The organism is Halopseudomonas bauzanensis, from assembly GCF_900114735.1.
Taxonomy (GTDB): Bacteria; Pseudomonadota; Gammaproteobacteria; order Pseudomonadales; family Pseudomonadaceae; genus Halopseudomonas; species Halopseudomonas bauzanensis.
Genome location: NZ_FOUA01000001.1, coordinates 143,033 through 164,168, shown reverse-complemented (window position 1 = coordinate 164,168; position 21,136 = coordinate 143,033). Strand labels below are relative to the sequence as shown.

22 protein-coding genes are annotated in these 21,136 nt (G+C 62.1%); 16 read left to right on the top strand and 6 right to left on the bottom strand.

What is annotated here, in order from left to right:
• Positions 1-2 precede the first annotated feature (2 nt).
• From truA to BM267_RS00735, 10 genes are all read left to right on the top strand, one after another.
• On the top strand, positions 3-860 hold the full coding sequence (gene truA, locus BM267_RS00780) for a tRNA pseudouridine(38-40) synthase TruA (protein ID WP_036989592.1): 858 nt from the start codon (positions 3-5) through the stop codon (positions 858-860).
• Between the two features lie 54 nt (positions 861-914).
• Positions 915-1,535, top strand: a complete 621-nt coding sequence (locus BM267_RS00775; RefSeq protein ID WP_136869526.1) for a phosphoribosylanthranilate isomerase — start codon at positions 915-917, stop codon at positions 1,533-1,535.
• Positions 1,528-2,745: a tryptophan synthase subunit beta gene (gene trpB, locus BM267_RS00770; RefSeq protein WP_036989595.1), complete on the top strand. Its 1,218-nt coding sequence runs from the start codon at positions 1,528-1,530 to the stop codon at positions 2,743-2,745. The genes BM267_RS00775 and trpB overlap by 8 nt, the downstream gene beginning before the upstream one ends.
• Positions 2,746-2,755: 10 nt before the next feature.
• Positions 2,756-3,559, top strand: a complete 804-nt coding sequence (gene trpA, locus BM267_RS00765; RefSeq protein WP_036989596.1) for a tryptophan synthase subunit alpha — start codon at positions 2,756-2,758, stop codon at positions 3,557-3,559.
• Between the two features lie 53 nt (positions 3,560-3,612).
• Complete coding sequence (gene accD, locus BM267_RS00760; protein WP_051610813.1) at positions 3,613-4,527, top strand: acetyl-CoA carboxylase, carboxyltransferase subunit beta; 915 nt, start codon at positions 3,613-3,615, stop codon at positions 4,525-4,527.
• Positions 4,527-5,810, top strand: coding sequence for a bifunctional tetrahydrofolate synthase/dihydrofolate synthase (folC, locus tag BM267_RS00755; protein WP_074778465.1), 1,284 nt, complete (start codon positions 4,527-4,529; stop codon positions 5,808-5,810). The genes accD and folC overlap by 1 nt, the downstream gene beginning before the upstream one ends.
• Entirely contained in the window at positions 5,810-6,427 is a 618-nt protein-coding gene (locus BM267_RS00750) for an SPOR domain-containing protein (protein ID WP_074778467.1), read from the top strand. The genes folC and BM267_RS00750 overlap by 1 nt, the downstream gene beginning before the upstream one ends.
• A 135-nt stretch (positions 6,428-6,562) precedes the next feature.
• Positions 6,563-7,045 (top strand): CvpA family protein, encoded by a 483-nt coding sequence (locus tag BM267_RS00745; protein ID WP_074778469.1) that lies wholly within the window; start codon positions 6,563-6,565, stop codon positions 7,043-7,045.
• Positions 7,046-7,101: 56 nt separating this feature from the next.
• Positions 7,102-8,607, top strand: a complete 1,506-nt coding sequence (purF, locus tag BM267_RS00740; protein WP_036989601.1) for an amidophosphoribosyltransferase — start codon at positions 7,102-7,104, stop codon at positions 8,605-8,607.
• Between the two features lie 18 nt (positions 8,608-8,625).
• Positions 8,626-9,843 (top strand): O-succinylhomoserine sulfhydrylase, encoded by a 1,218-nt coding sequence (locus tag BM267_RS00735; protein ID WP_036989602.1) that lies wholly within the window; start codon positions 8,626-8,628, stop codon positions 9,841-9,843.
• 23 nt (positions 9,844-9,866) lie between these two features.
• Here the strand turns inward: BM267_RS00735 and BM267_RS00730 are convergent, their stop codons facing one another.
• On the bottom strand, positions 9,867-10,841 hold the full coding sequence (locus tag BM267_RS00730) for a sensor domain-containing diguanylate cyclase (protein ID WP_074778471.1): 975 nt from the start codon (positions 10,839-10,841) through the stop codon (positions 9,867-9,869).
• 25 nt (positions 10,842-10,866) lie between these two features.
• Positions 10,867-11,862, bottom strand: coding sequence for a response regulator (locus tag BM267_RS00725; protein ID WP_407920266.1), 996 nt, complete (start codon positions 11,860-11,862; stop codon positions 10,867-10,869).
• A 261-nt stretch (positions 11,863-12,123) separates the two neighbouring features.
• Between BM267_RS00725 and BM267_RS00720 the strand changes: the two genes are divergently transcribed.
• Positions 12,124-12,408: a ComEA family DNA-binding protein gene (locus BM267_RS00720; protein WP_036989606.1), complete on the top strand. Its 285-nt coding sequence runs from the start codon at positions 12,124-12,126 to the stop codon at positions 12,406-12,408.
• Positions 12,409-12,451: 43 nt separating this feature from the next.
• Here the strand turns inward: BM267_RS00720 and BM267_RS00715 are convergent, their stop codons facing one another.
• Positions 12,452-13,891 carry a methyl-accepting chemotaxis protein gene (locus tag BM267_RS00715; RefSeq protein WP_074778473.1) on the bottom strand — a complete coding sequence of 480 codons (1,440 nt, stop codon included), beginning with the start codon at positions 13,889-13,891 and terminating at the stop codon, positions 12,452-12,454.
• A gap of 211 nt (positions 13,892-14,102) precedes the next feature.
• On the opposite strand from BM267_RS00715, the gene rnd reads away from it, so the two are divergent.
• The gene (rnd, locus tag BM267_RS00710) at positions 14,103-15,254 is read left to right on the top strand and encodes a ribonuclease D (RefSeq protein ID WP_074778475.1); all 1,152 of its coding nucleotides are present in this window, start codon (positions 14,103-14,105) and stop codon (positions 15,252-15,254) included.
• Positions 15,251-15,544, top strand: coding sequence for a YcgL domain-containing protein (locus BM267_RS00705; RefSeq protein WP_074778477.1), 294 nt, complete (start codon positions 15,251-15,253; stop codon positions 15,542-15,544). The genes rnd and BM267_RS00705 overlap by 4 nt, the downstream gene beginning before the upstream one ends.
• On the opposite strand, the gene BM267_RS00700 is transcribed toward BM267_RS00705, so the two are convergent.
• Complete coding sequence (locus BM267_RS00700) at positions 15,545-15,946, bottom strand: NINE protein (protein WP_036989612.1); 402 nt, start codon at positions 15,944-15,946, stop codon at positions 15,545-15,547.
• A gap of 67 nt (positions 15,947-16,013) precedes the next feature.
• Here BM267_RS00700 and BM267_RS00695 point away from each other — a divergent pair, with 67 nt between their 5' ends.
• From BM267_RS00695 to BM267_RS00685, 3 genes are read left to right on the top strand one after another with little or no spacing between them, the layout of a single operon-like run.
• Positions 16,014-17,372 carry a YcjX family protein gene (locus tag BM267_RS00695; RefSeq protein ID WP_083392410.1) on the top strand — a complete coding sequence of 453 codons (1,359 nt, stop codon included), beginning with the start codon at positions 16,014-16,016 and terminating at the stop codon, positions 17,370-17,372.
• The gene (locus BM267_RS00690; RefSeq protein ID WP_074778479.1) at positions 17,369-18,397 is read left to right on the top strand and encodes a TIGR01620 family protein; all 1,029 of its coding nucleotides are present in this window, start codon (positions 17,369-17,371) and stop codon (positions 18,395-18,397) included. The genes BM267_RS00695 and BM267_RS00690 overlap by 4 nt, the downstream gene beginning before the upstream one ends.
• Positions 18,384-19,070 (top strand): hypothetical protein, encoded by a 687-nt coding sequence (locus BM267_RS00685; RefSeq protein ID WP_074778481.1) that lies wholly within the window; start codon positions 18,384-18,386, stop codon positions 19,068-19,070. The genes BM267_RS00690 and BM267_RS00685 overlap by 14 nt, the downstream gene beginning before the upstream one ends.
• Before the next feature lie 176 nt (positions 19,071-19,246).
• Here BM267_RS00685 and cmoB read toward each other — a convergent pair whose 3' ends face one another.
• Together cmoB and cmoA are read right to left on the bottom strand one after the other, a co-directional pair.
• A complete protein-coding gene (cmoB, locus tag BM267_RS00680) occupies positions 19,247-20,221 on the bottom strand; it encodes a tRNA 5-methoxyuridine(34)/uridine 5-oxyacetic acid(34) synthase CmoB (protein ID WP_177173377.1) in 975 nt (324 codons plus the stop codon).
• Positions 20,218-20,958, bottom strand: a complete 741-nt coding sequence (cmoA, locus tag BM267_RS00675; RefSeq protein WP_074778485.1) for a carboxy-S-adenosyl-L-methionine synthase CmoA — start codon at positions 20,956-20,958, stop codon at positions 20,218-20,220. The genes cmoB and cmoA overlap by 4 nt, the downstream gene beginning before the upstream one ends.
• Positions 20,959-21,136: the final 178 nt, after the last annotated feature.

Here is a 21,136-nt window from a genome sequence, read left to right as displayed (position 1 = left end):
AAATGAGTAGTACACCTGTAGATGCGGCCGCCCCCGAGGCGGCCGCTGTTGTTTCAAGAGTGGCAGCCTGTGTTGAGTACAGCGGGACGGCTTATCGCGGCTGGCAGCGTCAGCAGCCTGGCGTGCGCAGTGTTCAGGAAGAAGTCGAGAAAGCACTGTCGCGGGTAGCCAATCATCCAATTCAGCTGTTCTGCGCCGGGCGCACCGATGCCGGGGTGCATGCCTCCTGCCAGATCATCCACTTCGACAGCAGTGCCCGTCGCGAGCCGACGAACTGGTTTCACGGCGCCAACGCCAATCTGCCCCATGACATCAGCTTTGTCTGGGCCAAGCCGGTGGGGCTGGATTTCCATGCGCGCTTCTCGGCAATGGCCCGACGCTACCGCTATGTGATCTATAACGACCCGGTGCGTCCGGCGCAGCTGGGTCGTGAGGTAACCTGGAATTACCGGCCGCTGGATATCGAGCGCATGCAGGAGGCAGCCCAGGTGCTGGTCGGCGAACATGACTTTACCTCTTACCGGGCTACAGCCTGCCAGGCCAAGTCGCCGATCAAGAAGATCCATCACCTGAAGCTGGTCCGTTTTGGCAAGTTCATCGTGCTGGATATCCGGGCCAATGCCTTCTTGCATCACATGGTGCGCAACATTGCCGGGGTGTTAATGCAGATTGGCTGTGGTGAGCGACCGATCGAGTGGGCCGGGGAAATTCTGCAAGCGCGAGACCGGCATACCGGCGGGTTGACTGCGCCAGCCTATGGCCTGTATCTGGTGGATGTGACCTACGCCGAGCACTTTGATCTACCCAAGCGCTACCTGGGGCCGCACTTTCTCTCGGCACTCAATGAGCTGGACGACTGACGCCCCGTAATCGATCTGCTACTATCGTCTGCTTTACCGATTCAGGGTCATCACTTGCCTATGACGCGTATCAAAATCTGTGGCATCACCCGGGTCGAGGATGCTCTGGCAGCAGCCGGGGCCGGGGCTGATGCCATCGGTCTGGTGTTCCATGCCGGCAGCCCGCGAGCGGTGAGCATCGAGCAGGCCCGGGCCATCGTCCAGGCGCTGCCGCCCTTTGTCACTACAGTGGGCCTGTTCGTCGATGCGGCGGAGGAGACCATCCGTGCGGTGCTGGACCAGGTGCCGCTGGACCTGCTGCAGTTTCATGGTGACGAGCCCGATACCTTCTGCCAGCGCTTTGCGCGGCCCTATATCAAAGCCGTTCGGGTCCGCCCGGGCGACGATCTGGATGCCCTGGCGGCCAACTGGCCGGGTGCCAGCGGTATCCTGTTGGACAGTTACAAGCCCGGCGTGCCGGGTGGCACCGGAGAGACCTTTGACTGGTCCATGATTCCTGCCCAGCGGTCCTGGACATTGGTCCTTGCCGGTGGCCTGCAGTCGCAGAATGTGCGCCAGGCCATCGATCTGACCGCGCCCTGGGCGGTGGATGTCAGTGGCGGCGTCGAGGCCACCAAGGGCATCAAGGATATCGACAAAATCAACGCTTTTGTTCATGAGGTGAAGCGTGGCTGATTCAAACCCCATCGATTATGCGAGCGTCCCCGACCAGCGTGGCCACTTCGGCCCCTATGGCGGTCGCTTCGTCTCCGAGACGCTGATGGATGCGCTCGAGGAACTCGAAACCCTGTATGAAAAGCTGTCCCGGGACCCCGAGTTTCAGGCTGAGTTCGACCGCGACCTGGCGCACTATGTCGGTCGTCCATCGCCGCTGTACTTCGCTGAGCGCCTGAGCGCCAAGGTCGGCGGGGCGCAGATCTGGCTCAAGCGCGAAGACCTCAACCATACCGGCGCGCACAAGGTGAACAACACCATCGGCCAGGCGCTGCTGGCCAAGCATATGGGCAAGCCCCGGGTGATTGCCGAGACCGGCGCTGGCCAGCATGGGGTTGCCACTGCGACTGTAGCCGCGCGCCTGGGTCTGAAGTGCCAGGTCTACATGGGAGCCGAAGACGTAAAGCGTCAGGCGCTCAACGTCTATCGCATGAAGCTGCTGGGCGCCGAGGTGATTCCGGTTACTTCGGGCTCGAAGACACTCAAGGATGCGATGAACGAGGCCATGCGCGACTGGGTCACCAATATCGACGATACCTTCTACATCATCGGTACGGTGGCCGGCCCGCATCCCTATCCCAAACTGGTGCGTGACTTCCAGTGTGTGATTGGTCGTGAGGCCCGCGAGCAATCCCTGGCCCAGGCCGGCCGGTTGCCCGACGCACTGGTAGCGTGCGTCGGTGGTGGGTCCAACGCCATCGGCTTGTTCCATCCCTTCCTGGAAGACCAGGATGTCGCCATGTACGGCGTTGAAGCCGGTGGTGATGGTCTGGAGACCGGCCGCCACGCAGCACCGCTGGCCTCCGGTCGCCCCGGCGTACTGCATGGCAACCGCACCTACCTGATGGAAGACGAGAACGGCCAGATCATCGAGACCCACTCGGTATCCGCCGGTCTTGATTATCCGGGTGTGGGGCCAGAGCACAGCTGGCTGAAGGATGTGGGACGGGTCAACTATGTCGATGCCACCGATACCGAGGCCCTGGCCGCCTTCCGTGAGCTGACTCTGGTCGAAGGCATCATGCCGGCGCTGGAGTCCAGTCACGCGGTGGCCTACGCGATGAAACTGGCGGCGACCATGCGTCCCGACCAGATCATCGTGGTGAACCTGTCCGGTCGGGGCGACAAGGACATCCATACGGTCGCCGGTATTGACGGCATCAGCGTTTGAAGAGGGTGGTATGAGCCGAATTCAACAGTGTTTTGATGCCTTGCGCGCCTCCGGTCGCAAGGCGCTGATCCCCTACGTCACGGCCGGTGATCCAAACCCGGAAATGACCCTGCCGCTGATGCACGAGCTGGTCGAGGCCGGCGTCGATGTGATCGAGCTGGGCATTCCGTTTTCCGATCCGATGGCCGACGGCCCGGTTATCCAACTGGCCATGGAGCGGGCACTGGCGCATAACGTCAGCCTGCGCCAGGTGATGGAGATGGTGCGCGAGTTCCGCACCACCAACCAGACTACCCCCGTGGTACTGATGGGCTATCTGAACCCCATGGAGCGCATGGGTTACGAAACCTTCGCCAGGGAGGCCGCAGCAGCAGGTATCGATGGCGTGTTGACCGTGGATCTGCCACCGGAAGAGGCCGAGGAAGTCGCTCCGCTGTTTCGTGAGCACGGTCTGGACTGCATTTTCCTGTTGGCACCGACCACGACCCTGGCCCGGGCGCGCAAAATCTGCGAGCACGCCAGTGGTTATGTCTATTATGTTTCACTGAAAGGTGTGACCGGATCGGCTGCCTTGAACGTCACCGAAGTAGCAGACAAGCTGGCGCAGCTGCGTACTGTCACCGATCTGCCGATCGGTGTCGGTTTTGGTATCCGTGATGGTGCCTCCGCTGCCGCCGTGGCTGGCGTGGCCGATGGGGTGGTGGTGGGCTCGGTATTGGTCAACCAGATTGCCGCCCATGTCGGCGAGCCCGAGCAGGCCCGTGCCGGCATCACTGCCGTCATCCGCGAGATGCGGGCAGCCATGGATCGCTGAGCGACAGCGCATTCGTACATTTTGGTGAAGCAGACAACAGATAAGGATTGGCAATGAGCAACTGGCTGGTGGATAAACTGATTCCTTCCATCGTGCGTTCCGAGGCGCAGAAGAGCAGTGTGCCCGAGGGGCTGTGGCGTAAATGCCCGTCCTGCGACGCCGTGCTGTACCGCCCCGAGTTGGAAAAGAATCTGGAGGTTTGCCCCAAGTGCAGCCACCACCTGCGGATCAGCGCCCGGCGCCGTCTGGATATTTTCCTGGATGCCGATGGCCGTACTGAGATTGCCGCAGAGCTCGAGCCGGTCGACAAGCTCAAGTTCCGGGATACCAAGAAATACAAGGACCGCCTGGTTGCAGCCCAGAAGCTGACCGGCGAGAAGGACGCACTGGTGGTCATGCAGGGCGCCCTCAAGGGCATGCCGCTGGTGGCCAGTGCTTTTGAGTTCAACTTCATGGGCGGTTCCATGGGCAGCGTGGTCGGTGCGCGTTTCGTGCGTGGTGCCGAGATTGCCCTGCGCGAGCGTATTCCCTATGTCTGCTTCCCAGCCTCGGGCGGGGCGCGGATGCAGGAGGCGCTGTTCTCGCTGATGCAGATGGCCAAGACCAGCGCGGCGCTGGCGCGACTGAAGGAAGAGGGGATTCCCTTCATTTCGGTCATGACCGACCCGGTCTACGGCGGTGTATCGGCCAGTCTGGCGATGCTGGGTGACCTGAACGTCGCCGAGCCCAACGCCCTGATCGGCTTTGCCGGTCCGCGAGTGATCGAGCAAACGGTACGCGAGAAGCTGCCGGCCGGCTTCCAGCGCAGCGAGTTCCTGCTCGATCATGGCGCCCTGGACATGATCATCCCGCGCCACGAAATGCGTGATCGCCTGGCGGGTATTCTGGCCATGCTGACCAACCAGCCGGCACCGGCCGTTGTCGGCACCGACCTGCCGGCCGCAGACGGCGAAGCGGCCAGCATCTGATGGCCGAGCTGGGGCTGGCCGACTGGCTGGCGCGGCTCGAGCGCCTGCATCCTGCGGAAATCGACATGGGCCTGGACCGGGTGGCCGAAGTGGCTACCCGGCTCCAGGTGTTGGACCCGGCACCGCTGGTGTTTACCGTTACCGGGACCAACGGCAAGGGTTCCACCTGTGCGGCGTTGGACAGCCTGTTGCGCCATGCCGGACGGCGCAGCGGCTGTTACTCGTCCCCTCATCTGATCGCTTACAACGAACGTGTCAGCATTGATGGCCAGCCGGTCAGCGATGCCGATCTGTGTGCGGCCTTTGCCGCTATCGATCAGGCACGTGGTGATATCTCCCTGACTTATTTCGAGTTTGGCACCTTGGCGGCGCTCTGGCTGTTCAAGCGGGCCGGGCTGGATGCCGTGGTGCTGGAAGTAGGCCTGGGCGGTCGCCTGGATGCGGTCAATGTAATCGATGCCCATGTGGCGGTAGTCACCAGTATCGGTCTGGACCACAGCGATTATCTGGGCGACAGTCGCGATTCGGTCGGTTACGAGAAAGCCGGCATCCTGCGCCATGGGCGGCCGCTGGTCTGCTCGGAAACCGATCTGCCGCCACGCTTTCTGGAGCAGGTGCGGTTGCTCGATGTGTCCACGCTGCAGCGTGGCCGGGACTATGGCTGGACGGATGGCAGTGACGGACATTGGCGCTTATTCGGGCTCGATGCAGCCCAGACTCGGCGGGACATCAGCGTAGCGCCGGTGCGTCTGCCCCGGGATAACCTGAGTTCAGCGGTGCAGGCCTTCTGGGCTGCGGGGCTGGATATGCCCGACGAGCAGATTGCCGCGGCGCTGGTTGCAGCCTTCGTGCCGGGCCGCCTGGATCGGCGCTCGCTGCAATGGGGCGGCCGGGCGCGGGAGCTGCTGCTTGATGTCGGGCACAACCCGCAGGCGGCAGGTTTCCTGGCTGCTCATCTGGCGGCGGCGCCGGCTCGCCAGCATGCGGTATTCGGCTTGCTGGCGGACAAGGATCTGGATGGCATCCTGCAGCCCCTGCGGGGGCAGTTCGGTTCCTGGGCGGTAGCGCCACTGCCAACGCCGCGCTCGCGGGATGCGCAGTCCCTGGCGGCGCAACTGGACGAGGCAGGCGAGCGCACCCGGATATTCACGACCATCGGTGAGGCGATTGCCTGGCAGCTGGATCACAGTGCCGCTGATGAAAAAATCGTCGTGTTCGGGTCGTTTTTCTGCGTCGCCGAGGCCATACTCTGGCTGAACAAACAGAGCGGCGGAGACAGATAATGGACGAAGGCCTCAAGCAACGCATCATCGGGGCGCTGGTGTTGGTAGTGGCAGCGGTGGTATTCCTGCCAATGTTATTGTCCGGGCAGGATGAGACCGAGCAGGTGCAGGTGGATGTGCCGGAGCCCCCGGTTCTGGATGAGCGCGAGATTGCCGCTGCGACACCACCGAGCCTGCCCGAGCCGGCACCGGTGCCCGATATTCCGCAGTCCGCTGGAGCGCCGGCGGATGAGCCCCCAGCCACGCCGCTGCCCGACACCGCGTCGATCGAGCCCGTGCCGGTAGTGACCGAGCCGGCTGCACCTGCCGCCGAGCCTGAGCCGGCGCCAGCCGAACAGCCCGCTGCCCCAGAGCCGGCGACCAGCGGTGGCTGGGTGATCCAGCAGGCCAGCTTCTCCAGCGTCGATAATGCTGAAGGCTTCCGCAAGACATTGGCCGGTCAGGGCTACAATGCCTATACCCGTTCCGCACAGACCGATGGCAAGACCATTGTGCGGGTCTATGTTGGCCCGCTTGAAAGCCGCGAGGCGGCCGCGCGGGTGCGTGACGAACTGCAGCGCCGGCACCAGAACAAGGGCCTCATCCTGGCCCATGACGACAGCAACCGCGCTCGTTGATCTGTCGGGGATGGCTGCAGGTAGCGTGCATGCGCCTGCAGCTGTTTCGAATGTCATGCAGTTGTTGTTGATTGCCGGTTTCGGTGTGCCGCGGGGCTCTGGTAGAATACGTTTTTCGTTATTGGATACCTGACCGTGACATTGACCGGCGTAGACTGGGTGATACTCGCCGTAATTGCCGTTTCCACTCTGATCAGTCTGACCCGCGGCTTCGTCAAGGAAGCACTGTCCCTGCTGAGCTGGATCATTGCCGGACTGGTTGCATGGATGTTCGGCGGCGCGCTGGCCGAGCTGTTGGTTGATTACATTGCCACGCCGTCCATCCGGGTAATCACGGCCTGCGCCATTCTGTTCGTGCTGACGCTGATTCTCGGTGGTCTGATCAATTACCTGATCGGCCAGTTGGTGCTGGTAACCGGTCTTACCGGTACCGATCGTTTTCTGGGCATGGTATTCGGCGCGGCGCGCGGTGCCTTGCTGGTGGTGGTGGCTGTCGGTCTGCTCAGTCTGGCGCCGGTCCAGGCGGATGCCTGGTGGCGTGAGTCAGCACTCATTCCTCATTTTCTGCTGGTGGCCGACTGGTCAAAAAATCTGATTCTCGGCTTCGTCGGCCGCTGAAACCGGCGTGAATATCCGCCGGTACTTCTTCAAATTCAACGAAAAGGTGTTTAGGCATGTGTGGCATTGTTGGCATAGTGGGCAAGTCGAACGTCAATCAGGCGCTCTATGATGCCTTGACCGTCCTGCAGCATCGCGGCCAGGACGCCGCCGGCATCGTGACCTGCGACAATGACCGACTGTTCCTGCGCAAGGACAACGGTCTGGTGCGGGATGTCTTTCATCAGCGGCACATGCAGCGCCTGATCGGCACCATGGGGCTGGGGCATGTGCGCTATCCGACGGCGGGTTCTTCGACCTCGGCCGAGGCGCAGCCGTTCTATGTGAACTCGCCCTACGGTATCACCCTGGCGCACAACGGCAACCTGACCAACGTCGAGCAACTGTCCAAGGAGCTCTACGAGTCCGACCTGCGCCACGTCAATACCAACTCCGACTCGGAGGTACTGCTCAATGTGTTCGCCCATGAGCTGGCCCGCGAGCGTAAGTTGAATCCAACCGAAGAAGACATCTTCAATGCGGTGCGCACGGTGCATGATCGCTGTCGTGGTGGTTATGCCGCGGTGGCAATGATTACCGGCCACGGCATCGTCGGCTTCCGTGATCCACACGGGATTCGCCCGATCGTCTATGGCAAGCGTGAAACCGAGCAGGGCGTCGAATACATGGTCGCCTCGGAAAGTGTTGCTCTGGACGTGCTCGGCTTCGAGACCATTCGTGACCTGGCACCCGGCGAAGCGGTGTTCATTACCGTGAACGGCGAGATCTTCACTCGCCAATGCGCCAGCGACGCGACCTATGCACCCTGTATCTTCGAGCATGTCTATCTGGCTCGCCCCGATTCCATCATCGATGGGGTGCTGGTGTACAAGGCACGCCTGCGCATGGGTGAGAAACTGGCCGAGAAGATCTTGCGCGAACATCCGGATCACGGCATCGATGTGGTCATCCCGATTCCCGACACCAGCCGGACCTCGGCGGTGGAGCTGGCCAATCACCTGGGCGTGAAGTTCCGCGAGGGCTTCGTCAAGAACCGTTATATCGGCCGCACCTTCATCATGCCCGGCCAGGCTGCCCGCAAGAAGTCGGTGCGCCAGAAGCTCAACGCCATGGAGCTGGAGTTCCGTGGCAAGAACGTGTTGCTGGTGGATGACTCCATCGTCCGCGGCACCACCTGCCGGCAGATCATTCAGATGGCCCGTGAAGCTGGGGCGAAAAATGTCTATTTCTGTTCGGCGGCACCGGCGGTGCGCTATCCGAACGTCTACGGCATCGACATGCCCTCGGCCCACGAGCTGATTGCGCACAACCGGACCACAGAAGAGGTGGGCGAGTTGATCGGCGCCGATTGGCTCGTCTATCAGGATCTGGAAGATCTGGTCGAGGCGGTGCGCGAAGGCAATCCGGCAATCACCGATTTCGATTGCTCGGTGTTCAATGGTGAGTACGTGACGGGCGATATCAACGAAGCCTATCTCGGCCGGATCGAACAGTCGCGTAATGATGCAGCCAAGGCGATAGTCGATGTCGAAAACGCCCAGATTGGCCTGCACAACAACTGATCAGCGCGGAGACAAGAGATGATATCCGATTGGGAACCCGGGCGGCTGGACAGTGATCTGCAGGATGCCGGCTTCGACACCCTTGCGGTACGTGCCGGGCAGCAACGCAGCCCGGAAGCAGAACATGGCGAAGCCCTGTTCCTGACCTCCAGCTATGTGTTTCGCAGCGCCAGCGATGCCGCAGCCTGCTTTTCCGGTGAGCGGGTCGGTAACGTCTATTCCCGTTACATGAACCCCACCGTGCGCACCTTCGAACAGCGTATTGCAGCGCTGGAAAATGCCGAGCAGGCGGTGGCCACAGCCTCCGGCATGGCGGCCATTCTGGCCACGGTGATGAGTCTGTGCAGCGCTGGCGATCATATTCTGGTCTCGCGCAGTGTGTTTGGCGCCACGGTCAGCCTGTTCGACAAGTACTTCCAGCGTTTCGGCGTGGAAGTCGACTACGTCACTCTGGCTGATCTGGACGCCTGGCGCGCCGCCTGCAAACCCAACACCCGCCTGTTCTTCGTCGAGTCACCGTCCAACCCGCTGGCCGAGCTGGTGGATATCCGCGGTCTGGCGGCGGTGGCGAAGGAGCAGGGCGCGCTGCTGGCAGTGGATAATTGTTTCTGCACGCCGGCATTGCAGAAGCCCCTAGACCTGGGGGCCGATATCGTCATTCACTCTGCCACCAAATACATCGATGGGCAGGGGCGTTGTCTGGGTGGTGTCGTGGCCGGGCGCAAGGAGCACATGCAGGAAGTGGTCGGCTTTCTGCGCACTGCCGGACCAACCCTGAGTCCGTTCAACGCCTGGGTCTTTCTCAAGGGCCTGGAAACCCTGCGCTTGCGTATGCAGGCCCATTGCGCCGCAGCGCTGGAGCTGGCCCGGTGGCTGGAACAACAGCCGCAGGTCGAGCGGGTGTACTACGCCGGCCTGCCGAGCCATCCCCAGCATGAACTGGCCAAGGCGCAGCAATCAGCCTTCGGTGCGGTAGTCAGCTTCGAGGTTCGGGGTGGACGTGAGGCGGCGTGGCGGTTCATCGATGCCACGCGGCTGATTTCCATCACCGCCAATCTCGGCGATGCCAAAAGCACCATCACTCACCCGGCCAGTACCACCCATGGCCGTCTGAGCGCGGAAACGCGGGAAGCGGCGGGCATTCGCGAAGGCTTGATCCGTCTGGCGGTCGGGCTGGAAGAGGTCGCGGATCTGCGTACTGATCTGCAGCGCGGACTGGACGCGGCCGGGAGCTGACCCAGTCGGCATGCTCGCCGGGCTCAGTGTCCGACGAGCGTGCCTGCTTCATGCAAGGTGATGCGGTTGCGCCCGGCGGACTTGGACTGATACAGCGCCTGGTCCGCCTCCTCGATCAGCATGTGATAGCTTGTCGTCTCGCTATTAATGCAGGCAATGCCGACGCTGACGGTGCAGGACAGCGGCTGGCCCTCATGATCGATTTGCAGCTGCGCGATGCTGCTGCGTAGCCGCTCGGCAAACTGACCGGCGCCGACCAGATCGGTATCCGGCAGCAGAACCACGAACTCCTCACCGCCGTAGCGCCCCGCCAGATCTGTTTCGCGAGCCATCTGCCGAGTTACTCCGGCCACCTGCCGGATGACTTCGTCACCTGCCCGGTGGCCATAGCTGTCATTGAGACGCTTGAAGTGGTCGATATCGAACAGCACCAGGCTGGCCGGACTGCTGTAGCGGGTATGGCGGGCGAACTCATGCTCCAGACAGGTCTCCCAGTGATGCCGGTTGAGCAGGCCAGTCAGGCCGTCATGAATGGCCAGGGTGCGCAGCTGGGTATTGGCCGTCTCCAGTTGCAGCCGGTTGACCGCTGCGTTGGTCACGTCATAGATGATCAGACAGACATGGTCCGAGCTGTTGCTGACCGTACGCAGTGGCAGGATGGTCACATTCTGGTACATCACATCTGCCAGGCCGGTAATCGGGTGATAGCTCTTGAACCGCATCAGGTAGGGGCGCTGCTCCCAGATGGTGAAGGCGCGAGTGCCCAGCATGACGGCGGTTTCCACCTTGTGAGCGAACCAGGGCCGATCAATTTCGGGAAACAGCTCGAACAGCGATTGCCGGGTTACCTGGCTGGCACTTCGACCGGAGTGGTTTTCCATGAAGCTGTTCCAGGCCTGGATCCGGTAATCGCGATCCAGCACCACCACGCCGACGTCGATGCTCTGGACAATGTCGAGCATCCAGTGCAGTTCGCTGATATCAAGGGGAGCGGTCATGACGGGTCGTCCTGCATGAGAGTCATCAGAGCAGCAGCTCGACTCGCTGCTGCAATCGTTCCACCGAGCTTTCGGTGAACAACAGCATCAGGTCGAAGTGGATGTCGTGGTCTTCCAGGCCGTAGCTGATCTCCACCGCCAGGGTCTGTTTCCAGCGCGGGCGGTTGAGGCGGATCAACTCGTCGATGGTGCAGTGCTGACCGAGCAACAATGGATGCCCCAGCGACAGCTGCAATCCCAACTGCTCGGACAGACCATTGAGACAGGCACCAGTGATGATTGCCGCAAGGTCCAGCAGTAGCTCCGGATGGGAACTGGCGTCCAGTTTGGTATCCAGCAGGCCGGCCACATCGGCGATGGCCGAATCATGGAAGATCAACAGCGCTTCGCCAGCGACACCACCACCGATATAACCCTGGCAGATGGCCGAGACTTGCTGATTGCCCTGGGCGTCGCTCAGCGCCATCTGCAACTCACCGGGTTCCAGCAGGTTGACGTTGGGTATTGGCAGGTGGACAAAGACTTTCAATGCCCGCCCGAGCAGCTCCGCAGCGCGGCCCATGGCAATGTTGGACAGCTCCCGGAGGGCGTCATGGAAACTGACCGAGGGGAGCGGATGCTGTGAATGGTGTTGCAGCGCTGCCGGGGCGGGATTCATGCCCAGGGCGAGCAGGGCGGCTTCCAGTTCCGGTGCGGCCACCGGCTTTCTGAGAAACGCCCGGGCGCCGAGCGCGCGGGCGCGGCGTATCGCTTCTTCCTGAACATCGCCGGAAATGACGATTACCTCAGCCTGCAGGCCTTCATCCCGCACGCGGGCGAGCACCTCGAAGCCGTTCAGCTCGGGCATGGTCAAGTCGAGCAATACTATCCGCCCGCGGCCGCTGCGAATCAGCTCCAGGCCGAGCACACCGTTCTCCGCCTGACTGACCCGGAACGGCCAGTTCGCCGGCAGACTGCGGATCAGTTGCTTGCGGGCCATGCTTGAATCGTCGCATACCAACAGCGGGATGGCGTCGTCCACTGAGGTCATCCTTTTCCGGTAGAGACTAACGTGAGGCATAATGCCATCACTGCTGTCGGCTTACTAGCCCCGCGTCTGCCGTATATACGCAGTCAGCGGCAGAACTGAGAGACCTTTCACAGATCCGGCTGCTGGGGCTTTTGTTAGCGTAGCGTTACGCGTAATTTGCTCTGCAGCCGCAGGGAAGCGCGTAATCATTCGATCGTTGTCCGGTTTTTCTCCCTTGAAGTGCGGTATTCATTTATCCAAGGAGAAAGACCCATGAAAAATATTCTTGCTGCCGTCATCCTCTGTCTGACCGCCTGGTCTGTGGTACCTGCGTTCGCAGAAATCCCTGCTGAACCGCTGGTGACAGTCAACATCAACAATGCCAGCGCTGCGGAGATAGCCGAGACCCTGAACGGTATCGGTCTGGCCAAGGCAGAGGCCATTGTTGCCTATCGGGAAGAGAACGGCGGATTCGAATCGGTTGACCAACTTACCGTGGTCAAGGGAATCGGCCCTGCTACCATCGACAAGAACCGCGAGCGAATTGCGTTGCAGTGATCCAATGAGCTCCCGCCAGCGGCGGCTGACGGGAGCTTGGATATCAGGATTTCAAACGTCCGACCGCGGCGGTCAGTTGATGGGCGAGGGCGGCCAGCTGTTCGCTGGTGGCCGCGCTCTGCACCGTCTGCATGACCGTCTGTTCGGTCACATCCCGAATCTGGATGACACTCTGGGTAATGGACTCGGCAACTTCGCTCTGCTGCTCGACAGCAGAGGCGATCTCACTGTTGCCGTTGCTGATCTGACTCACCGAGGCGGTAATATCCGCCAGCGACGAGCCCGCCTGTTCCACTTGCTCGACCGATTCGTGCGTGAGGCGTGCACTATCCTGCATGTCCGCCACCGCATCATGGGTGCCACCCTGCAGAGCCTCGATCATGCGCTGGATCTCATCGGTGGAGTTCTGTACCCGCTGGGCCAGGGCCCGCACTTCATCCGCCACCACGGCAAAGCCGCGTCCGGAATCGCCTGCCCGTGCGGCTTCGATGGCGGCATTCAAGGCCAGTAGATTGGTCTGCTCGGCAATGTCGCGGATCACTCGTACCACGCCGCTGATTTCCTGGCTGTGACCTTCGAGCTTTTGCATATGCTGCGTGCAGCGTTCAATGCTGGTGGCCAGTCCGGTGATCGTCTGACTGACGCGCAATACCTGATCGCGGCCTTCCCGGGCCATGGCATCCGCCTGGGTGGATTGATCCCGGGTCACCGCGCTGTTGCCGGCAATATCCTGCACGGTGGCGCTCATCTCGTTGACCGCGGCAGCGACCATATCGGTTTCGCCTTGCTGGGTAACCATGCCATCCTTGACGCTGCTCATCAGGCGCGCCATTTCATCGGTGCCCTGTTCCAGCTGGCTGGCGGCCTGACGCACGGTGCCCACAACCTCTTGCTGGGCGCTCTGCATGGCGTTGAAGGTCTGCGCCATGGCGCCTACCTCATCCCGCGATACCACCGGCGCGCGCAGCGTGAGATCACCGGTTTCCTGCACGGTGAGCATGACATCGCGCAGTGCCAGCAGGTTGCGCGTGATGAAGGAGATGAGCAGCTGAGACACCATCAGTACGCCCAGCATCAGCGCCAGCACCACTATCGCATAGAGGGGGGCACGGTCCAGCAGCAGAGCGACATAGCCCTGCCGCTCGACCCCGAGCAATCGCGCCTCGCCACCCTGATTGATCAACCAGGCGCCATGCATGGCATCGGTTGCTTGCGATATCGACAGCTGCTCTGGCTGCAGCCAGGTCGCCGCGCCGGTGGCGGTGGCTGCGGTGTTACCTGCCGGCAACCAGCGCAGCCCGGTCAACTGCGTGCCGGTCTGGGGCTGAGTGAGTATCTCTCGGGCCAGTTCCTGGCGCAGTTCGTGAATCCGGTCCTGTTCTACCCAGAGCGCGACGAGAACCAGCAGCATGGTGCTGACAAAGGTGACGCTGTTGACAGCCCAGAACTTGTACTTGAGCTGCAGGTGTTGAAAAAACGCCATTTTGACTCCTGAGAACTGATAATTGCCGCTGCCGTGCGCAGGCATTCTAGGGCTACTAGGTTCTGTATCGGTTGATACGTATCAATCTTGACCCTTGCGGAGAAAAATACTCAGTAAAAACAAGTGACGAGCGACACATCCGGCTAAAGTTGCAGACCGCGGCGAGGAGTCGGTCGGTTATACTGTGTGATCAGGTCAAGGAACCGAATTTATGACAACTGAGGCCCGCCCTCTCATGATCCACCAGGACGCCGTGCTGGCTCACTGGTGCAAACAATGGCTGCAATTACCCTTCGTGGCCGTGGACACCGAGTTTGTCCGTACTGAAACCTTTTACCCCATCGCCGGATTGATTCAGATCGGCGATGGTGCGCGGACCTACATGATCGACCCGTTGACGATCACTGACTGGTCGCCACTGGTTGCGTTGCTGGAGAGTCCTGACGTCGTCAAGGTGCTGCACGCTTGCAGCGAAGACCTGGAAGTCTTTCAGCACCTGTGCGGCGCGTTGCCGGCGCCGCTGTTCGATACGCAACTGGCTGCGGCCTTTCTGGGCATGGACTTTTCCATGGGCTATTCCCGGCTGGTCAGCAATCTGTTGGGCGTTGAGCTGGCAAAGGAGGAAACCCGTTCCGACTGGTTGCAGCGTCCACTGAGTGAACGGCAGTTGCAGTATGCGGCGGATGACACCCTTTACCTGGCGGCGGTCTATCAGATACTGGCACCACGTATCGAGGCAGCAGGGCTGACCGAGTGGCTGCTGGAAGATACTGCCGAGCTGGTGGCCAATGCGCGAACCATCATGGAACCGGCTGAAGCCTACCGGCGGATCAAGCAGGCTTGGCGGCTGAAGCCCGCGGAGCTGGCCATCTTGCAGGTGTTGTGCGACTGGCGCGAACGCGAGGCGCGGCAACGGGATCAGGCACGCAATCGTCTGCTGCGCGAATCGACCTTGTGCCCATTGGTGCAACGTCAGCCGGATTCCCTGCAGCAACTGGCCCGCCTGGAGGACATGCATCCGCGCACCGTACGGCACGATGGCCAGACTATCATTGAGTTGATCCAGCAGGGATTGGCGGTACCGCCGGAGAACTGGCCCGCGCCGATGCCCGAACCCTTGCCGGCTGATGCCAACCGACTGCTGAAGAATCTGCGCAAGGTGGGGCAGCGGCATGCCGAGCGACTGGGCATGGCCAGCGAAATCGTACTGCGCAAGAAGGTGCTCGAAGCCATGGTGCGCACCGGCTATCCCTGCGGGCCCTATACTCTGCCTGCAGAGCTGAGCGGTTGGCGGCGCGAGTTGATGGGTGATGAACTGCTGGCCCTGGCCAATCAATTTTCCAGCAAGGGGCAACCCGCATGAAGATGCTGTGTTCGATCTACCGCAGCCCGCGCAAGCAGGGCATGTATCTGTATGTGCCGCGCGAGAAGGGCACCCGTGAGGTGCCCGAGCAATTGCTGAAACTGTTCGGCAAGCCCGAGCACGCCATGGACATGGTGCTCACCGAAGAGCGCAAGCTGGCGCGGGAAGACATACTGCAGGTACTCGACAATCTGAAAAACCAGGGTTATCACCTGCAGATGCCGCCCAAGCAGGAAGACTGGATAGTGCATCTTCCCGATGAGCTGCTTACGCGCAACGACCCGGTGTGATTACCAGGCCTTTTCCATGTTCTTGACCGAGATCTGCTCGTTCAGCGTCCAGTAGTCATAGAGCACGCCCAGCAGGAACAGGCCGCCGGTGAAGAAGTAGATGATGGCGGTGATCCACTTGCCCATGTACAGGCGGTGGGCGCCGAAGATCCCGAGGAAGGTCAGCAGGATCCAGGTCAGGTTGAAATTGATCCGGCCGCTGCGAAACCGCTGATCGGCCTGCCGATCCATGCCTGGAATCAGGAACAGGTCAACGATCCAGCCGATGAAGAACAAGCCGAGGGTGAAGAAGTAGAGGGTACCGGTCCACGGCTTGCCGTAGTAGAAACGGTGGGCGCCCATGAAACCGAATATCCACAGCAGATAACCTACTGCTTTGCTGTGTGTGTCTGCATATGCCATTGAATTTTTCCCTGTCCTTGTTATGCGATACTGCCCATAGACCATAGATTAGTTCGGGAGTGCCTGCATGGCAGCAATAAAACCACCGCAGTGGCTGGAGCAGGTTCGACAGCAGGCGACCAGCCTGGGCAATCCGCATGTGAAAGTAGGGGTGACCGGCCTCAGCCGGGCCGGCAAAACTACCTTCATCACCAGCCTGATCAACCAGCTGGAAAACCACCAGCGCGGCCTGCTGGCCAGGCGCGCACCCTTTGATCGGCTGGAGGCGGTGCGCTGGCAGCGGGAGGGGGTGGAGCAACCCTTTGCCTATTTGCAGGCGTTGGAGGCCCTGGCCGGTGAGCCGGCGCGCTGGCCTGAGTCCACCCGGGATCTGTCGCGGGTAGTGATCGATCTGCGTTTTCGCCAGACCGGACTGCTGCAGCGAGTACAGCGCAGCCGCTCGTTGCGGATCGAGATTCTTGACTACCCCGGTGAGTGGTTGCTCGACCTGCCATTGCTGGGCATGGATTACGGCCAATGGTGCGAGCAGATGCGCGAATGGCTGGACGCCGAGCCCCGGCGCAGTCTCGCCGGACCGTTGCGCGAAGCCTTGGAGGCAATCGATCCGCTGGCGCCGCAGGACGATCAACGCCTGGCGGAGCTGGCCGCAGCCTGGACCGACTTTCTGCAGCGCAGCCGCAGCGAAGCGGGTCTGTCACGTAACCAGCCGGGGCGGTTCTTGCTGCCCGGTAGCGGTATTGCCGCCGAGATGCTGCTGTTTGTGCCGCTGCTCAGCGGCAACCGCCATACCCGGGGGCCAGCGGGAAGCTGGTGGTCCGTTTGCGAGGCGCGTTTCCGCTATTACCGCGACTATGTGGTGAAGGGGTTTTATGACGAGCATTTCAGCCGACTGGACCGGCAGATCCTGTTGGTCGACATGCTTGGCCCCATGGACGCCGGGCAGGCTGCCCTGGCCGACCTGAAAGCTGCGCTGGAATCGGTACTGCAGAGCTTCCGTTATGGTCGCGATAGCCTGCTGGGACGGCTGTTCCGACCGCGTATCAGCCAACTGGCCGTATGCGCCACCAAGGTTGATCAAGTCGCACCGGAGCAGCAGCGGGCCGTGCAGCAATGCCTGGAAGATCTGCTTACCGACAGCCTGGCGGATGTGCGTCACGGCGGCGTACGAGTGCGGGGCTTTCCGCTGTCGGCGGTACGGGCTACACGCCAGGAGGGGGACGCTCTGGTCGCCGGGTTGCAAGGGCAGGCCGGCTGGGTCCGTTACCAGCCTGGGGGCATTCCTGAGCATCTGCCGTTGGATCTGCACATCAGTGGCCCGGAGCTGCTCGACCTGCGTCCCCCGGCCGGGTTGCACCGCAATGAACCCTTCCCCCATTACCGAATGGATGAACTCATCGGCTGGATAGTGGAGGGCCACGCGCTATGACCGATCAACCCAAGACCCGGATTCTGGAAACCCTGGAACAGCCAAAAACCACCGAGGAGCTGACCCGCACCCGGGTGCTCGGCGAGGTGACCGCGACGGCTCGCGAGCAGAGCTTGGCCGCCGAGCTGCCCGCGCCGGGGATGCTCAACGCGCCGGCCCCCAGTCGCTGGCCGGCGCGCCTGGCCAAGTTGATCGGGGCCGTTGTGGTGGGTGGCGTCGCACTGGAATGGAGCCAGTGGACTCTGGCGGCCTGGCACTGGCAGCCGCTGGCTGGTGCTGTGGTCGGGTTGGTGGGAGCAGGGTTGGCCGGTACCGGTCTCAAGGCGCTACGGGATGTGCGCCGGCAACGTGCGCGGCTGACAGACCTGGAGCAGTTGCGTCTGGAAATGCAGGCAGCCCTGGCGGACCCGCGCGAGCGGCTGGCGGTGGACTGGCTGGAGCGCCTGCAGGCACTGTACCGGGACACGCCACTGCAATCGCGTCTGGCGCTGGCATGTGCGGACCTGGATACCTCGCACAGTGCCGAGGAGGTCAGTCGGCGGCTGAGCCTGCTGTTCTACCAGCCACTGGACGAGCAGGCACGGCGCCTGCTGCGCCGCGAAGCGGTGGGCACTGGCCTGCTGGTGGCGACCAGCCCCTGGGTCACGGTCGATCTGCTGCTGGTGGTGTGGCGCAATGTCCGGATGATGCAGCGCATCGCCATCTGTTATGGCCTGCCCATTACCCAATTGAACAGCTGGCGCCTGGCGCGCCACGTGCTGCGTAATATCGCCCTGGCCGGCGGCAGCGAGATGGCCATCGGCGCGCTCAGTGACAGCCTGCTGTCAGGGCTGTTGGAAAAGCTCGCCGCCCGGGTGGGGCAGGGTATCGGCGTCGGGCTGTATAGCGCGCGACTCGGACATTTCACCCTTGACCTGTGCCGCGCTGTGCCGCTGCCCAACCGCACTGGGCTGGCCGAAGATAACCGTGGCATTATCCAGGGCATCAGGGAACGTCTGGGAAAGGTAACGGATGACAAGCTTTAAATCGCGCCGGCGCTGGCTGGCGAAGCGCTGGATCGATCGCCAGCGTGAGACATTGGGCGAACGCTGGTCAGAGCTGCGGAAACAACTGCTGCCCGCCAGTTGGCCGGCACGCTGTGTGCGGGCGAGCAGCCTGCCGGATGGTCAGCTGGGTCATTGGCAGCCGCAACCCGGCTCCAGCAGCGCCGAGCTGACCTTGTTGCTGCGGCCGCTGCCCCTGGTGCAGCGCCAGTTGCTCGCCAGCCTGCTGGATGCTCCGGCAGCCGGTGCGCTGGCCCTGGTGGAGGCGGTGGAGCGTCTGGAACTGGATTGGCGGCAGCGGCTCGACCCGCTGCACAGCCACCGTGAATATGCTGCGCAACTGGAAACCCTGGCCCGGTTGCTCGAACTGACGCCGGCGGCGCGCTCTGCCTACCTGGAGAACGAGTGCAGGATATTCCCGGCCTTCGACAGCCTGCTGTTCGAATCGCTGCCCATGCGCCTGCGCACCGAGATGGCCAACCGGCATGTCATGGGTGATGGAGCCTGCCTGCAGTGGTGGCTGGAGCGGCTGTACGCCCGGGCCGGCATAGCCGGGCATGATCTGGCGGGGCTGGGTGATAACGACTGGCCGGATATGCCACCTGGCTGGTTTGCTCTGGGCTGGATCAGCGGGCTGCGTCGCGGCAGTGCATAGACGGTTATTCGGCCTTCCACCCGGCTGCACTATGGAAGGCCGACCGCGGCCCGACCGGCTTCCATCCCGGCCAGCGGTGGCTCAGCTAGCGCTGTTGGTCGAGCTGGTGCTCGACCGTCCCAGGTATCCGGCGCTGGGAGCTAGCTTGCCCGCGAATGGCCGAGGCCGTTTGCCAGTCACTCAGGCCGTTTCGCCAGCAGGGTGGCGCGTAGCGGTGCGGGATAACCTTCGCAGGTGAGTTCGGCATTGGTCGGGTCGAGGAAATCCGGCAGCGATTGAAAGCGCATCCACTCGGTACTGCGCTGCTCCTCGACACTGGTGCGGTTGAGGTCGACGCAGCGCACGTCGGTATAACCGCAGCGGCGCAGAAAGCGCTCCAGCATGCCTACCGAAGGAAGGAACCAGACGTTGCGCATCTGGGCATAGCGATCTTCAGGCATCAGGCATTGCTGTTCATCACCTTCAATGACCAGGGTCTCCAATACCAACTCGCCACCGGGACGCAGGCAGGCCTTCAATTGCAGCAAATGGTCCAGCGGTGAGCGGCGGTGATAGAGCACGCCCATGGAAAACACCGTATCGAATCCGCCGGTGGGTTCCGGCAGCTCCTCCAGGGTGAACGGCAGTTGCCAGACCGGGGCGTCAGGCAGGTAGCGGCGGATGGCCTCGAACTGGGTCAGGAACAGCAGGTTGGGGTCGACACCGATGACCATGCGGGCGCCGTCCTGCCACATGCGCCACATGTGGTAACCATTGCCACAGCCCACATCCAGCACCCGCTTGCCCTGGAGGGTGAGATGCGGCGCCACGCGATCCCATTTCCAGTCGGAGCGCCATTCGGTATCAATTTGTACACCGAACAACTCGAACGGGCCCTTGCGCCAGGGATGCAAGCCCTGCAGCGTCTCGCGCAGGGCTTGCTGCTGTTCGGCAGACAGTTCATCGGCGGCGCCGATCTGTATGCCCTGCTGCAGTTCCACCGTGGCGGGCAGCAGGTCCGGCAGCTGCGTCAGGCAGGCCTGCCACCGGGGCAGGTCACCGTGCCGGTGAGCCTCGGTCAGTCGGCGTTCCAGGGCGGTTGGCAGGTCGGCCAGCCAGTTCTGCAGCGAGGTGCCGCTCAAATCACGATACAGCGGGGAATAATCAATCACGCGTGGGCCATTATCGAACCGAAATTGAGACATTGAAACCAGGTGCAGGCATGGCTGAACCCAGCCGCTTGCAGGCGCTCGAAATGCGCTTCCTGGGTATCCAGCAGCATGACATTCTCGATGGCGCTGCGTTTCTGGGCGATTTCCAGCTCGCTGTAGCCATTGGCCCGCTTGAAGGCGTAATGCACCTGTTCCAGATGTTGCTGGGTGACGGGGTCGGCGAAGCGGAATTTCTCCGAGAGAACCAGAATGCCATCGGGCAGCAGCGCCTGGCGAATACGGGTGAGCACCGCCAGGCGCTGTTCCGGGGCAATGAACTGCAGGGTGAAGTTCAGCACTACCACCGAGCAGGGCTCCAGCTCCAGCTGCAGGATGTCGCCCTGTATCACGGTTGCCGGCACCAGCTCTTCCATCATCGAATCCTGGGCGGCGAGGTATTCGCGGCAGCGCACCACCATGGCTTCGGCATTGTCCACCGCCAGAATGCGGCAATCGGCGCCGCCCAGATGGCGGCGCATGGATTGGGTCGCTGCGCCGAGGGAGCAGCCCAGATCGTAGATCAGGGTGCCGGGCTGGGCATACTGGGCAGCGATCACCCCGATATTCTCCACGATGGTGGGATATCCGGGGATGGAGCGCTTGATCATGTCGGGGAAAACCCGTGCCACATTGTGATCGAACACGAAATCGCTCACCTGGGGCAGGGGAGCAGCGAACAGCTTGTCTACATCGCTCATGAAAGGGTCCGGCTGGGGTCGGCAAAAGGCAAGTTTACCTCAACTTGGCCGGTGTTACCGACAGGTGCGCCGGATCTCGGTCGTCAAACAATTGGCGAAATGCGAGGCGCTCGGCAGAAATGGCAATTTATTTGACGAGATGAGGCTGTTATCGGTTCGCACGATGTTGCTCTGATGG